The organism is Vibrio sp. STUT-A11 (assembly GCF_026000435.1).
In the GTDB taxonomy this organism is placed as follows: domain Bacteria; phylum Pseudomonadota; class Gammaproteobacteria; order Enterobacterales; family Vibrionaceae; genus Vibrio.
The window spans coordinates 3,118,326-3,132,632 of the sequence record NZ_AP026763.1 but is presented as its reverse complement, the minus strand read 5'-3'; the positions used below and the strand labels follow the sequence as shown (position 1 = coordinate 3,132,632).

The window sequence follows — 14,307 nt, the reverse complement described above, 5'->3', positions numbered from 1 at the left end:
ACGACTGATTGACCTTCACGTTGGAAATTATTCAAATGAAGATATTAGTTACTGGCGGTGCAGGCTTTATAGGCTCTGCGGTTGTGCGTCATATCATCAATCATACTCAAGACTCTGTTGTTAATCTCGATAAGCTAACTTATGCCGGGAATTTGGAGTCTTTGACTGAAGTGTCTGATAATACACGTTATGCGTTTGAACAGGTCGATATCTGTGATCGTGCTGAGCTTGATCGCGTATTTGAGCAACATCAACCTGACATGGTTATGCACCTGGCAGCTGAGTCCCATGTTGACCGCTCTATCGATGGCCCTGCTGCGTTTATTGAAACCAATATTGTTGGCACTTATGCGTTGCTAGAGTCAGCGCGTGCATACTGGAATCAACTAGATTCAAAGAAACAGGCAGCGTTCCGATTCCACCATATTTCGACTGATGAAGTTTATGGAGATTTAGACAGCATTGATGAGCTGTTTACAGAAGATACCTCTTATGCGCCATCTTCACCATATTCCGCATCTAAAGCTTCGAGTGACCACTTAGTTAGAGCGTGGCAACGCACTTATGGCTTTCCGACAATTATTACTAACTGCTCAAACAATTATGGTCCGTATCATTTTCCTGAAAAACTGATCCCATTAATGATTTTGAATGCGCTAAAAGGAAAACCGCTACCAGTGTATGGTGATGGTATGCAGATTCGCGATTGGTTATTTGTTGAAGACCATGCAAGAGCGCTATACAAAGTCGTGACAGAAGGCTCAATTGGTGAAACATACAATATTGGCGGGCACAATGAAAAAGCGAATATTGATGTCGTACAAACTATCTGTGAGTTGTTGGAAGAGCTAGTGCCAACAAAACCTCAAGGTGTTGTACATTACCGAGATCTTATTACCTTCGTTAAAGACCGTCCGGGGCATGATGTTCGATACGCCATCGATGCTTCTAAGATTGAGCGCGACCTAGGTTGGACTCCGCAAGAAACCTTTGAAACAGGTCTGCGTAAAACCGTTATGTGGTATTTAACTAATGAAAACTGGTGGCAGCGTGTTTTAGATGGTTCGTATAGCTTAGAACGCCTCGGTAACTAATTGAAAAAGGTCTGAAAATGAAAGGTATTGTTCTTGCAGGTGGTTCTGGGACTCGACTTTACCCAATTACACGTGGTGTATCAAAACAGTTATTACCAGTGTACGACAAGCCAATGGTTTACTACCCATTGTCTGTATTAATGTTGTCGGGAATTAAAGATATTTTGATTATCACGACTCCTGAAGACCAAGAAGGCTTTAAGCGTTTACTTGGGGATGGTTCTGATTTTGGTATCTCCCTAACGTATGCGGTTCAAGAAAAGCCTGAAGGCTTAGCACAAGCTTTTATCATCGGTGAAGAGTTCATTGGTGACGATTCTGTTTGCTTAGTGTTGGGGGATAATATCTTTTATGGTCAAGGTTTTACTCCAATTCTAAAAAATGCTGCGAGCTCTTTAGAAGGGGCGACGGTATTTGGTTATCAAGTGAAAGACCCAGAGCGTTTTGGTGTTGTGGAATTTGACGACAACATGCGAGCCATTTCTATTGAAGAGAAGCCTAAGGTACCGAAATCAAATTATGCGGTGACCGGTTTATATTTTTACGATAACGACGTCGTTGAGCTGGCAAAGCAAGTCCAGCCATCTGAGCGAGGTGAACTGGAGATCTCTACGCTGAATCAGATGTATCTGGACCGCGGCAAGCTAAACGTCAAACTACTCGGGCGTGGTTTTGCCTGGTTAGATACAGGCACCCATGCCAGCTTGCATGAAGCTTCTTCCTTCGTAGAAACCATTGAGAATGTTCAGGGATTGAAGATCGCGTGTTTAGAAGAAATTGCGTTTAAGAACGGTTGGCTTGGCCAAGATCAGCTATTAGAACTAGCAAGTAAACTAGACAAAAACTCGTACGGTCAATATTTAAAAGCATTGGTGAAGTAGCCACTTTAAAAGCTTTTTATTTAGTTTGAGATTTTAAGTGTCTGGGCATGATATTGTTTTCAAGGCACTTTACAAAAATGAGTATTAGTATGTTAATCCCATTTAATAAAGCCCCAGTGACAGGTAAAGAGTTAGCACTTATCTCTAAAGCTATTGATAGTAAGAAGTTGAGTGGTGACAGGGAATTTAGTCGTCGCTGTCAAGATTGGTTTGAAGAAAAGCTTAACGCTAAGAAAGCACTAATGACCCCATCTTGTACACATGCGTTAGAACTTGCCGCAATCTTATTAGATATACAGCAAGGTGATGAAGTTATCATGCCAAGCTATACCTTTGTCAGTACAGCAAACCCCTTTCTATTGAGAGGAGCTAAAATAGTTTTTGTCGATATCAGGCCAGACACGATGAATATTGATGAAAACTTAATTGAAGCCGCGATAACGAGTAAGACCAAAGCGATAGTTCCAGTTCATTATGCGGGTGTCGCTTGTGAGATGAATACGATTATGGATATAGCAAATAAGTATGACTTATTTGTTATAGAAGATGCTGCTCAAGGAATGCATGCTCATTATGAAGGTAAACCATTAGGTACAATCGGTCACATGGGAGCTCTTAGTTTTCATGAAACCAAGAACTATACCAGCGGTGGTGAAGGTGGTCTTCTAATCATTAATGATGAAAGGTTTATTGAACGTGCTGAGGTTATAAGAGAAAAGGGAACCAACAGAAGCTTATTCTTTAGAGGAATGGTAGATAAGTACAGTTGGGTTGACATAGGCAGTTCATATTTACCATCAGAAATCCAATCTGCTTACTTAATGGCCCAATTGGATGCTTACGATGAGATTAATGAAAAAAGAAATGAAATTTGGGATAAGTACTTCACAGCTTTTACTGTTTTAAAAGACCAAAGCCTAGTTGAGCTCCCTACTGTACCAGAAATGTGTACACACAACGCACATATGTTCTATTTGAAATTAAAAAATTTAGCTGAAAGAACAAGATTAATAGAGCATTTAAAAGAGAATGGTGTGACCGCAGTTTTTCATTATGTTCCGTTACACTCCTCAGAGAAAGGGATGAGTTCAAGTGTATTTATTGGAAGTGATCAGTATACAACACAAGAAAGCGAAAAGTTGCTGAGGCTTCCTATATTTTACAATATGACAGATGAAGAAGTAGAACATGTCATCAACCATACTCTGTCGTTTTTCAAGAATTCATAGTTTATGAAGAAAAAAAATATTTTACATATTGGAAATATCGATAAATTTATATTTCCGTTTGTTAAGTTTAATGAAGAGAACCTACAGGGTTATAACCATGAGTATCTATTTTATGGTTACGATGCAAGACTGGATGATACTCTAGGTGTAGTACAATGTAAAAACAAAGGTAAAAATAGAAATATTAGAAAGTTTTTGTTTTACATAAAAGCAATCCGGAAGATTAAAAGGGCTGACGTCGTTATTCTTCATTCCACTAATAACAAAGTTATTAACTGGCTTCTTTATCTATTACCGAAAAGTAATGCCAAAAAGTGTAAGTGGATTGTCTGGGGGGGAGATTTACATAATGCACAACTTTCACCAGAGAAGCAAAAATCGTTTCCTGAGAAAATTAAGCGAAAAGTAATACCTTGGTTTTCTTCAATAGCGACGGTATCCGAAGGTAATTATAAGTTGGCTAAGAAAAATTATGGAGCAACCGGAAACTTTATCCAGTGTTTCTCATATCCAACAAATATTCCACCAAAAATTCACAGTAATGATGATAAAAGTAGCGAATCTATTAATATTCTTGTGGGGAACTCTGCCGATCCAATAAATGATCACGAGGAAGTTTTTCATAAGTTAGTAAGTAGTCCATATTATTCAAAAAATGTGAAAGTTTACTGCCCTTTGAGCTATGGACATAAGGCTTATAGGAAAGAAATTACTGAACTTGGCTTTAAATTATTTGGTAAGGACAACTTTTATCCATTAACAGAGTTATTGCCGATTGAAGAGTACAATCAGCTTTTATTGAGTATAGATATTGCTATCTTCAATCATAAAAGACCCCAGGCTCTAGGAAATACCGTATCTTTACTTAGCTTAGGAAAAAGAGTTTATGCATGTAGTAATACATCGCAGTGGAATTTCTTTGATGAGTTGGGTGTACACCTTGGTGATGTGCAAGCGTTAAACTTGAAAGAAAACATAGATAGTGAAAGAAACTCGAAAATAATAAATGAGTTTTTTTCTAAAGAGAACCTAATACTACAGCTTAATAATCTTTATAGCTCCTAAAATATTAAATTGAATCTTTAATGAGAGGTCAAAATGAGAGTGTTTTTAACCGGTATGATGCGCTCTGGTACTACATTGCTGCAAAGAGCCTTAGATATGCACTCGGACGTATCAATATCCTATCAGAGCAGTACTCAAGACTTTCTGAAGTGCATAAAAGGCTTTCACCAATCATTAAACTTAGACAAATACCATCTGTTATCTCACTATTCAGGTAATAGTGAATACACATTAAAAGAGCTTAATCATTGGTTGTTACTAAACTCAAGTGTAGATAGCTTTATGCCTGAGAGTGAAGACAGTAAAGTTTGTGGTGTTAAGGAAGTTTTGGCAGAAGAGTTCATTCCTTTTTTTATCAAGAATGGCATCAAATGTATTTTAATTGTGAGGGATCCTAGAGATGTGATCGCTTCAATGTCATTTGGTAATGGTGCAGAATATACAGGAAAGGAAAGGCCAGTACTGTTTGATCTGAGAAACTGGCGAAAGAGTGTACTTATTGGTGAAGTGTTTAAAAATGATCCAAACTTAATGGTACTCAGAATGGAAGACTTGTTAATACACCCTGAAAGTGTTTTGGAATCTATATATTCTTTTCTAGACATTGATTCTCTATCTTACGAATCCTTAGTTGAACAGATGAACTTATCATCATGGAAAGGAAATTCTTCATTTGGAGAGAAAAAGGCATTTGATACATCTGCTATTGGCAATTATAAAAAAGTTCTTCCCTCTACGGTAATAGAGTATATTGAAACTGTTTGTAAAAAAGAGATGGAGTTAATGAAGTATGACACCTCAACCTCTTCTAGCAATGAAGTTATTATACATACCTACGTGGAACCATTTAAAGTTGACAGAAAAGAGTTTGAAAGTAACTATTCATCCAGTAGTGAAAATGTTGAATATGAAGTTAGAAGGTTGAATAGCTCGATAGAGTCCATTATTAAGGATGAGTTAGGTTTCTAAGCCAAATAATAAAGATGTTATGAATAGTGGTCAGGTTTTTAAGTGTAAATTAAATTTCTGACCACAATTGTTATTTTTAACTTATATAGTCTTTAGCATTTTTACCAGTATTGAAAATGAGGTCTAAGATAGACACGGCATGTTCAAATTCTCCATGCTTTTGAGGGTATTCAGGGTAATGGGAGTAGTCCATCCACTCAATCTCTATGCCTTTAGACGTAAACTTATTCTCATCGATATAATCTTTTGCAGCAGGCCCTGAAATATAGTAGTGGTAGCCAAGTTTTTCCAATATTTCCAGTACTCTCTCTTGTTTTTTTTCTTTTAGATCGAGCTCCCTTGAATCCATAAACTCTGTTTTAAAGCCAAGAGCTTCTTTAGAAATAAACTTGATAACAGACTGATTAAAGTCAGAAAGGTTATCCCATTTGTTGTCATAGATATAATCGAGAACAAATTTATATTCATCAAAATATGGACAATCTTTATACTCGCTGATTATTTTGTTTTTGTGCTTGTTAACCCATTTCTTGTCATTTAAAGGTACTTCACAAATCAATCTTTTTTCATTGGTCCCACAAGGAATTGAAAGCCATTCAGTTCCCTTTGCCGTTTTTATTTTATTTCTGTTTCTCCAATCATTTTTTGTGTATTGGAGATCATCATGAAAAACGAAAAGGTCTGATTTTTTTATTAAGTCAAAGTAACCTTTCCATGGAATATAGTTAGATTGTAATATAGCTAATTTTTTCATATATTCTCCAGTAATAACCGTAAGGCTATATAAATCTTTTTTCTACGCTGACGATTCGTTCAATACTTAATTTTATTGGCTCGGTCTTTTTGATTAAGGAACCCTTAGTTTGGCTTTTATTGTTAGAAGTTTGCTCTAGCACTTTTTTCGAGAGCTCATATTCATTAGCAATGATCGTCAAAGCGTGTTGAGAATAAAGATCTTCCACAATTTCGGTAAAATTATAGTAACTAGGGCCGGTGATCACTGGTACCCCCAAAGCCGCTGGTTCCAACACATTGTGTCCACCAACTTTATCACCAACTAAACTTCCGCCCATAAAGCAAACATCAGCTGCGCCGATTAAAATCAACATCTCACCCATGGTATCGCCGAGGTAAACTTGAGTTGACTCAGCTACCTCTGACTGTGATGTACGACGAATGGTTTCAAAGCCTTGACCCTGACAAAGTTCAAAGACGCTATCAAAACGCTCCGGGTGGCGAGGGACTAGGATTAGTAAGGCCTTTGGTTTTGATTTAAGCACTTGCTTGTGAGCCTCTAATACCTGCTCGTCTTCACCCTTATGAGTGCTTGCCGCTATCCAGACAGGTCTGTGTTCGCCAAGAGCAGAACGTAATTCTTTTCCTTTTGCTTTCACACTGTCTGAAATTTGGATATCGAACTTAATTGAACCTGTCACGAATAGTTTATTGCTATCGACGCCTAAGCGCGAAAAACGCTCAGCATCCGATTCGGTTTGGCACAACACCTGAGTAAGTTTTGGATGCAAAAGGTTAAACAAAGGCTGCACTTTGGCGTAGTTGCGGTATGATTTTTCAGACAAGCGTGCATTAACGACAGTGATTGGAATTCCGGCTTTGTGTACCGTATTTAGGGTATTTGGCCAGAGTTCGGTTTCAATAATCAGCATTTGCTTTGGATTTGTGGCTTTCAAGAAACCTTTCACCGCAAAGCTAAAGTCGATCGGCATGTAGCGGTGTTCAACTAAATCACCTAATTTTGCTACCTGCTCAGCCCCGGTACTGGTTGTTGTGGTAACCAGAATCGTCTGCCCAGGATTCTGCTTTTTTAACGCTTTTATTAGCGGTGCTGCAGCGATGCTTTCACCAACGGATACGGCATGGATCCATATTGGGCGTTGGTCAGTATTGAGCTTTGGTGTAATACCGAAATGCTCTTTCCAGCGCGAACCAAATTTAGGCTTGTTTGGCTTGCTCTTGTACAAACCAAACAAAAGAATTGGCGACACTAGTGCTAGCAGTAACGTATATATTAGACGAATTAACATGAGCTAATAGTAATGGCTTCGAGCTTTTGGATACTGTGCAGCACTTGTTTTGGAGACAGTTCCGTTAAACACTTTAGGTGGTTAAACTGGCATTCACGCTGAAAACATGGGCGACAATCAATATCGGTATGTACGATCTCGACTTTCTCCGCAAGTGGCGGCGTGTATTGTGGCGATGTCGAACCATATACTGCTACGACATTACAACCAACCGCGGCTGCCACGTGCATTAAGCCTGAGTCATTTGCTACGACGGTTTTACATGCAGCGAGTAAATCAACGGCTTCGATCAAACTGGTTTGTCCGGCAAGAACATGAATATGTTGATGGAATTGTGGTGGAACGAGCGCTCGAATGCCATTGCAAGTCTCTAGATCTTTTTGCGAACCGAACAACCAGATCTGATGGCCCTCTTTGCACATTTGTGTGGCGACTTCGGCATAATGCGTTTCTGGCCACTTTTTCGCCGGGCCAAACTCTGCGCCTGGACACAAGCCAATAATCGAGCGTTCTTGATTCAGATTGAACTTCTGGATAGTGGCTTGTTGCTCTTCTGTATTGATAGCAAGGCGAGGGCGAGGCAGTGTCTCCAATCCACCTAGTGATGATGAGTCCACCATCTCCGATTTTGGATAAGCTAAAGCCACATAACGCTCCACCATGTATTGGAACGACTTCATGTTTGGACGAATATCATTCAGCAAGCCATAGCGCATTTCGCCTTTCCAACCGGTGCGAAGAGGAATGTTAGCAAACCAAGGTATCAGTGCCGACTTAGCCGATTTTGGTAGGATGTAAGCGTGGTCATATTTCTTCTCACGCAGTGTCTTACCAATTTCACGGCGACCCAGAAGGTTAAACTCACCATGACCAATCGGCATTTGTATCGCTTGGTTTACCTCGGGCATGCGCTCTAAGATTGGTTTACACCATCCGGGAGCAATCACATCAATTTCGCTTTCAGGGTTCAGTTGCTTTAAAACGATATATAAGGATTGCGACATCACCATATCGCCAACCCAAGAAGGACCAATAATTAGAATTTTGTTTTTCGACATGTTGATATCACTTCTCTTTAATAAAGCCATGCTCACGCATTTCACTGTATGGATTGCTGCCATCCGCCTGAGTACGCAGTAGACGCAGGGTCCACATGTATTGCTCTGGGTTTTTCGTCACAAAGTACTCAACGGCTTCATTGAGTGAGCGAGCATCGTCGCTATCGGTTTCTTGAAGCGTCAGCGCTGGCATGAACTCAATACTAAAGCGACCAGTTTCCGGATCAAGTGAAGCAAAAGTCGGGATTACTTTGGACTTTGACAGCCTTGCCAGTTTTGTCAGACCTGGCAGTGTCGCTTTGGTTGTAGCAAAGAAATCCACAAACTCACTGAGTTCAGCACCATGATCCTGGTCCGGAAGGTAGTAACCTAAGTAACCTTCTTTAATTGATTTTATGAAGGGTTTAATCCCTCCAGAGCGCTCATACACGCGGCCGCCATATTGCACGCGCTGACGGTGCATTAACCAGTCTGTTACTGGGTTTTTTTGCCTTTTCGCCATTGCAGAAACGGGTAAGCCTTTTGAAGCAAGCAGCACCGCAGGTATGTCAATTGACCAAGAGTGTGGCACTAATAACATCACTTTTTGATCTTGTGCTGTAAGGTCGAACAACTGTTCTGGGTTCACAAAATCACACTTTGACTGAAGCCATTCTGGTGATCGTAAAGAGACTAGGCCAAACCTAAGTGTAAAGACGCCTGCGGTATAAAGGGTTTTGTAAACCAGCTGGTCGCGCTCTTGTTCACTTAGATGAGGGAAACACAGCGCTAAGTTTGTCTTTACGTTATTGACTGAGTTGGCTTTAGATTTAACTAAACGTGATGCCAGCATCTTTGCCAGCCACTGGTGAAAAGCGAGGGGCAGCAATGCGATAAGGACGGAGCTAAAAACAGCGAGCCAAGTTCCCCAATATTTAGGCTTGAGAAAGGAGTACTCAAACTCAGGGTTATAGGCTTTGGGATCGAAATCATCGCGTTTATTGGTCATGGGGAGTCTAGTTACCTATATGTAGGAGGACGAGTGATTTAAATGCAGATAAAGGAAATGATACAGGCTATTGAGACTGAGTAAAGGTGGCAGGTCATAATCACCGCCACCTCATAATTGCGAACAAAGATACTTAGCGGTTTTGGATGGCCAGGTATTCTGCCACACCTTCAGCAACCGTCTTGAACTCTACGTCGCAACCTGCTGCGCGTAGTTTAGTTAGATCGGCTTGTGTAAACTCCTGGTAAGCGCCTTTTAGGTGATCTGGGAAAGGAATCGTTTCGATTTCACCTTTGCCGTGGTGCTTGATCACCGCTTTTGCAACCTCTTCAAATGACTCTGCGCGACCTGTGCCACAGTTAAAGATGCCTGATACGCCATTTTCCAGGAACCACAGGTTTACTTTGCATACATCGCCGACGTAAACGAAATCACGTTTAAAGGTCTCGCTACCTGCGAACAGTTTCGGGTTTTCACCTGCATTTAGCTGGTTATTTAGGTGGAAGGCAACGGATGCCATGCTGCCTTTATGATCTTCACGAGGGCCGTAGACATTGAAGTAACGGAAGCCCGTGATTTGAGACAGGGTCTCACCGTGATCTTCAGCATCTTGCCATAGGCGACGAACGTAGTTATCAAACTGTTGCTTCGAGTAACCGTAAACGTTAAGTGCGCCTTCGTATTCGCGCTCTTCAACAAAGGTATCTGTCTCACCGTATGTTGCTGCAGAAGACGCGTAAAGGAATGGAATTTCACGGTCTAAACAGTAATGCAGTAGCTCTTTTGAGTACTCATAGTTGTTCAGCATCATGTATTTACCATCCCACTCGGTGGTTGCAGAGCACGCACCTTCATGGAAAATTGCTTCGATCGGACCGAAATCATCACCCGCCATGATTTGGGTAAGGAAGTCGTCGCGATCCATGTAATCTGTGATGTCCAGATCAACTAAGTTCTTAAACTTTTTACCATTTTTTAGGTTGTCGACAACCAGAATGTCGTTCATACCAGCTGCGTTGAGAGCTTTAACAATGTTGCTGCCGATCATGCCAGCACCACCAGTTACGATGATCATAGAACTTCCACCATAGATTAAAATTTTCTCAGGAATTTTAGCAAGAAACGGGGGGGAGGGAAACAAGATCCTAGGTTATAGGATCCTAGGTCCTGGGGGAGATCGTTGGAAATTACGGTGAACAAACGGTAAGTCGGAGAATGCGGTTTTTTGGAATACAGATTACGGAATTTACAACAACCTCTTCCGTAATCTGTAAGCGAAGCGCTCCGTGTTCTGTTGTCTTTCCCTAGGACCTAAAACCTAGGCCCTAGGACCTCTTTTATTTCTCATCCGAATGGTTTGGCCTTTGGAACCAAGGATTTCGTTCATCTGTGAGCTCAATCAAACTGTACTTGCGACCCAGTTTTTGACCACCATCACGCGTCAGTGGCTGCCAACTGAAGTTCGCTCGGTTGTTACTTGGCTTAACCGTCATAATGTCGTATGGAATGGATATATAGAAGCCCTTGGTAAAACTACCTTCACCAAACTCATCGGCAGACAAGTCACTTACAGATGCAAACACACCAGCGATAACGCCACTCTTGAATTGTTTGGCGAAATTCACCTGAGCGCCCTTATCTCCACCTAGGAATTGACCAACATCTAACTGGAACATTGTGTTAGATAAGAACTCCCATTGTGGGAAATAGTAGCCAGATACAAAACCAGTAAATCCTTTATCAATAACCTGGAATGGACGACCATACTCTGGAATGTCCTGCCACTTGTCGGTGTAAACGCCAAAGTAACTTTGTGGGTCGCGCTGAGATATTAAATTAACGTCTGCGCCAATAGCCCAGTTTGAGCCTTGAGGACGGTATAGGATCTCTGTGCCTGCACCGGCAAACATGCTCTCTAAATAACCCGCGTAGAATTGCTGGTCTATCGTATCTGAGTATTCCTGGAACCAGGTCAGCTGTAGGTTTGACATAGTGACATCATGCTCATTCTGGTAAGCACGGAACATGGTTCTCACTCGTGGAATTGTTGTGCCATCTGGCGGTGTAACGTAAACAAACTTGTCATAGTTATTGTACCAATCCCAGTAAAGCGAACCTCCTATTTCTAGGTTATCAGTTAACCAGTAGGAGGCATTACCATTTAAGCCAACGCTAAACAGATAAAAGTCCTCCGCACTACCCAAAGTTTGAACCAATTTAGGCGCAAATCCCCAATCGAATCGTTTAAAACCATCGTAGGTCGCTTCACCTTGTGGTTTCTTGTTCGATGTTGAAACTGCATCCTCAATTTTTGGATCGATGTAGTTTACTTGTTCGTAGTCACGGAATTTATCTTTCGAGATAACTGCTTGGTTGGATACTAACCCACGGTTGCGCTCATTAATGGTAAAGGTCTCAACGCTGTCGGGTACTTGGTTAGTTAACACAGCCGCCGCTTTTTCATGAGCTTCGTTGCGGTCACGGTATTTCTTCTGCTCACCGACAATCGATATGGTGTCATCATTGGCGTAAATTTTGGTATTTTGATAACCCGCGATTTTATCCAAGTCTTCTGTCACGCGCTCCCAATCGACCTGAGACAGTTCAACTGGTTGGTCATCTTCTACTTTTGGCGTTGGCGTATCGCGCCAGAAAGATGGCATATTATTGAAGTTGGTGTACAGGTTTAAACCTGCTACGAGGGTATCGCCACGCTCATAACTCAAACGTAGATCCGCCATGTGACTCAAGCGGTATAATACGCCAAAGTTCCATGGCGTGTGCGGGGTCATGTCTGTACCACCACGGACAACAGGATAGTCTTCGCTGTAGTCGTTGCTGTCGTATTCGAGTTTAAAGCGTAGTGGGGCATACAACGTTTGGTATTCAACACCGCCAAATAGCGCTGAAGATCCTTTAAACCAGCGTTCAAAATCTACACTACCACTATTACCTTTAAAGTCGGATGGTCGGTCACAAAAGCGATCAGAAAGTTTACATGCTGGATTGCTGATATTGTCACGAGTTCCTAGATAACCCCAGCCCATACCTAAAGTAAAGTCGAAGGTACCCAAGTTAGGATTAGAGTAACGTTTGGTTGCGGCGATAAACTCAGCATCAAACAGGCCAGTACCTGCAAAGTCACGAATGCCAACAGACAACTCGGGTAAGTATTGGGATTCCTCTAAGAGGCGAATTTTAAAGTCGATGCCTTTGTCGGTGTATTTGGTATCACCAGAATAGTCAGGATCTTTGCTATAAAAGAGATCATTGACCAGTGTATAACGAAGGGTCGCTTCCAGCCATGGCATCGCTTGTAGAGTGACATTGTACAATTGGTATTCATTACTGAAATTGACAGCAAAGTTAAATTCGCCCTCTGGAGCCATGCGGCCAGTTGGCATCTGCATAAGACCGACACCACCAAAGTCCATTTGCGATGGTCGTAATGGTGGTACTTCAAATGGCATGTCTTGAGCCCAAACCAATGCTGGCCCTAGTAACGAAAGGGTTAAAGTATTTCTAATCAGCGTCATAGTGGTTTCTTCATTACGGTTGGCTTCAGTTGCGTGAGTAACTGGACAATATCCTGATCCATTTCTGAGGTTTCAAATTCCTCAAACGGGATATAAACCATAGTCAGTGGTGGCAGGTAATATTGCGTCGTTAGCCAGGAACCGTGGTGTGGCTGGACAACGTTGCCATCTGGATAAATTAAGATAGGAGGATTTGCCAGTTCTCCTATGTCACTTTTTAGGTTTTCAATCTGTTGTTTTAATGGAATACCCGCTTGCTCTTTGACGGAGTAGACATTGTCTAGGTTGCCCAGGTAAATGACTTTTTCCTCCCGTAGTGTTGATACAAGAGATAAATCACCGTTAAGCAAAGGGTTGTTAAATTTATCCAAGCGGACGTTATCCAAATCAACAGCAGAGAATACACGCGGCGCAAATTGATGTTTTTGGATGTGTTTATAAAAAGGGTGGGCGACCAGATTATGCTGAATCATTTGATTCAGTACCGAATTTTTCAGCGCAGTCGATTTTTGTAACGCTTGTTCAGAGCTGTCAAATAACGTTGTCCCAAGTGGGTATTGTAATATAAGGCTTTGCTGTTGCGCCTGCTTCAGAACATCCGCTAACCGAGCAGGTTGTTTGAATTGCAACTGTTTACCCACACCAACTAACTCAACGTTTAAATATGCGTTGATATCTTGAGTTGATTGGGCCGAGACGGGAGCGGTACAGAAACTCGCTAACAAGGCGACGCTTAATAAAGGTAACAGTCGTTTATTCATGATTGGCTGTATCCTTTCAAAATCGTTAACTCAATAGGCACCATTTTTGGCCCCAGGTGTTGTCGGGTTTTCACAACTTGTCCTGTTTCATCTACCCAGAAAAAGTTCTCAATGGACTCCGATAGGCTAGGGAATTCAACAGATTCACGATAGACATTGACGGAAGTAGAAGAGAGTGGCGTTGTGACCACGTCTTTCCCTTGGTATGTTCGTGATATGCGGGCTGTAAATCCGTAACGGTATTGTTCAGCCCAGTCATAGGAAAGGACATACTCAGTGTTTGATTCTGTGTAGGCTGGCACTTGGCCATAGATACCAGCTATGTTGTAGTTCTGTAAGTTGACCGTTTTAACGATATGGCCGTTTTCTGTGATCACCATTGCTTTATCTGAGCTGACCCATTTCAGCCGAGTTTTGCCAGTAAGAGGGTTGTGTTCGGCAAATGCCAAAACGACGAAAACTTGTTTTTGATTGCCTATCTTAAGGTATGCGCTGGCGTATGGTACGGCTTCAATTTCTTGGGGCGTGAGCTCTACATCGATGTAATTGTCATAAGCTTCTTGAACGGTTGCGGATACATCATTGAATTTTTGAGTACATCCGAACATAAGGCTCAATACTGGTAGTGTTACAAGGAGGCGTTTCCACTTTACAGTTCGAAAGATATTCATTATTCCCTCT

At 41.5% G+C, this 14,307-nt stretch carries 13 protein-coding genes; 5 read left to right on the top strand and 8 right to left on the bottom strand.

Annotated features, from left to right (window positions below; all coding sequences use genetic code 11):
- Window positions 1–35: 35 nt before the first annotated feature.
- The 5 genes from rffG (at window position 36) to OO774_RS14595 (ending at window position 5,238) form a co-directional block, all read left to right on the top strand.
- Entirely contained in the window at window positions 36–1,094 is a 1,059-nt protein-coding gene (gene rffG, locus OO774_RS14615) for a dTDP-glucose 4,6-dehydratase (RefSeq protein ID WP_264903327.1), read from the top strand.
- A gap of 17 nt (window positions 1,095–1,111) precedes the next feature.
- Entirely contained in the window at window positions 1,112–1,975 is an 864-nt protein-coding gene (gene rfbA, locus OO774_RS14610; protein ID WP_264903326.1) for a glucose-1-phosphate thymidylyltransferase RfbA, read from the top strand.
- Window positions 1,976–2,064: 89 nt separating this feature from the next.
- Window positions 2,065–3,204, top strand: a complete 1,140-nt coding sequence (gene rffA / locus OO774_RS14605) for a dTDP-4-amino-4,6-dideoxygalactose transaminase (protein ID WP_264903325.1) — start codon at window positions 2,065–2,067, stop codon at window positions 3,202–3,204.
- Between the two features lie 3 nt (window positions 3,205–3,207).
- Entirely contained in the window at window positions 3,208–4,269 is a 1,062-nt protein-coding gene (locus OO774_RS14600; RefSeq protein WP_264903324.1) for a TDP-N-acetylfucosamine:lipid II N-acetylfucosaminyltransferase, read from the top strand.
- A 33-nt stretch (window positions 4,270–4,302) separates the two neighbouring features.
- Window positions 4,303–5,238 carry a sulfotransferase gene (locus tag OO774_RS14595; RefSeq protein WP_264903323.1) on the top strand — a complete coding sequence of 312 codons (936 nt, stop codon included), beginning with the start codon at window positions 4,303–4,305 and terminating at the stop codon, window positions 5,236–5,238.
- A gap of 76 nt (window positions 5,239–5,314) precedes the next feature.
- Here OO774_RS14595 and OO774_RS14590 read toward each other — a convergent pair whose 3' ends face one another.
- The 8 genes from OO774_RS14590 to OO774_RS14555 all read right to left on the bottom strand — a co-directional run bounded on the left by OO774_RS14590 (window position 5,315) and on the right by OO774_RS14555 (window position 14,297).
- Complete coding sequence (locus OO774_RS14590) at window positions 5,315–5,992, bottom strand: WbqC family protein (protein WP_264903322.1); 678 nt, start codon at window positions 5,990–5,992, stop codon at window positions 5,315–5,317.
- 25 nt (window positions 5,993–6,017) lie between these two features.
- Window positions 6,018–7,283: a lipid IV(A) 3-deoxy-D-manno-octulosonic acid transferase gene (waaA, locus tag OO774_RS14585; RefSeq protein ID WP_264903321.1), complete on the bottom strand. Its 1,266-nt coding sequence runs from the start codon at window positions 7,281–7,283 to the stop codon at window positions 6,018–6,020.
- Window positions 7,277–8,341, bottom strand: coding sequence for a lipopolysaccharide heptosyltransferase II (gene waaF / locus OO774_RS14580; RefSeq protein WP_264903320.1), 1,065 nt, complete (start codon window positions 8,339–8,341; stop codon window positions 7,277–7,279). The genes waaA and waaF overlap by 7 nt, the downstream gene beginning before the upstream one ends.
- A gap of 7 nt (window positions 8,342–8,348) precedes the next feature.
- Complete coding sequence (gene lpxM, locus OO774_RS14575; protein ID WP_264903319.1) at window positions 8,349–9,329, bottom strand: lauroyl-Kdo(2)-lipid IV(A) myristoyltransferase; 981 nt, start codon at window positions 9,327–9,329, stop codon at window positions 8,349–8,351.
- A gap of 133 nt (window positions 9,330–9,462) precedes the next feature.
- Window positions 9,463–10,404 (bottom strand): ADP-glyceromanno-heptose 6-epimerase, encoded by a 942-nt coding sequence (gene rfaD, locus OO774_RS14570; protein WP_264903318.1) that lies wholly within the window; start codon window positions 10,402–10,404, stop codon window positions 9,463–9,465.
- 262 nt (window positions 10,405–10,666) lie between these two features.
- Entirely contained in the window at window positions 10,667–12,865 is a 2,199-nt protein-coding gene (locus OO774_RS14565; protein WP_264903317.1) for a YjbH domain-containing protein, read from the bottom strand.
- Entirely contained in the window at window positions 12,862–13,626 is a 765-nt protein-coding gene (locus tag OO774_RS14560; protein ID WP_264903316.1) for a capsule biosynthesis GfcC family protein, read from the bottom strand. The genes OO774_RS14565 and OO774_RS14560 overlap by 4 nt, the downstream gene beginning before the upstream one ends.
- A complete protein-coding gene (locus tag OO774_RS14555; RefSeq protein WP_264903315.1) occupies window positions 13,623–14,297 on the bottom strand; it encodes a YjbF family lipoprotein in 675 nt (224 codons plus the stop codon). The genes OO774_RS14560 and OO774_RS14555 overlap by 4 nt, the downstream gene beginning before the upstream one ends.
- Window positions 14,298–14,307 lie beyond the last annotated feature (10 nt).

Excerpts from the sequence above, each read along its gene's own strand:
- rffG (WP_264903327.1), top strand. The coding sequence starts at position 36 with ATGAAGATATTAGTTACTGGCGGTGCAGGCTTTATAGGCTCTGCGGTT.
- rfbA (WP_264903326.1), top strand. The coding sequence starts at position 1,112 with ATGAAAGGTATTGTTCTTGCAGGTGGTTCTGGGACTCGACTTTACCCA.
- rffA (WP_264903325.1), top strand. The coding sequence starts at position 2,065 with ATGTTAATCCCATTTAATAAAGCCCCAGTGACAGGTAAAGAGTTAGCA.
- OO774_RS14600 (WP_264903324.1), top strand. The coding sequence starts at position 3,208 with ATGAAGAAAAAAAATATTTTACATATTGGAAATATCGATAAATTTATA.
- OO774_RS14595 (WP_264903323.1), top strand. The coding sequence starts at position 4,303 with ATGAGAGTGTTTTTAACCGGTATGATGCGCTCTGGTACTACATTGCTG.
- OO774_RS14590 (WP_264903322.1), bottom strand. The coding sequence starts at position 5,992 with ATGAAAAAATTAGCTATATTACAATCTAACTATATTCCATGGAAAGGT.
- waaA (WP_264903321.1), bottom strand. The coding sequence starts at position 7,283 with ATGTTAATTCGTCTAATATATACGTTACTGCTAGCACTAGTGTCGCCA.
- waaF (WP_264903320.1), bottom strand. The coding sequence starts at position 8,341 with ATGTCGAAAAACAAAATTCTAATTATTGGTCCTTCTTGGGTTGGCGAT.
- lpxM (WP_264903319.1), bottom strand. The coding sequence starts at position 9,329 with ATGACCAATAAACGCGATGATTTCGATCCCAAAGCCTATAACCCTGAG.
- rfaD (WP_264903318.1), bottom strand. The coding sequence starts at position 10,404 with ATGATCATCGTAACTGGTGGTGCTGGCATGATCGGCAGCAACATTGTT.
- OO774_RS14565 (WP_264903317.1), bottom strand. The coding sequence starts at position 12,865 with ATGACGCTGATTAGAAATACTTTAACCCTTTCGTTACTAGGGCCAGCA.
- OO774_RS14560 (WP_264903316.1), bottom strand. The coding sequence starts at position 13,626 with ATGAATAAACGACTGTTACCTTTATTAAGCGTCGCCTTGTTAGCGAGT.
- OO774_RS14555 (WP_264903315.1), bottom strand. The coding sequence starts at position 14,297 with ATGAATATCTTTCGAACTGTAAAGTGGAAACGCCTCCTTGTAACACTA.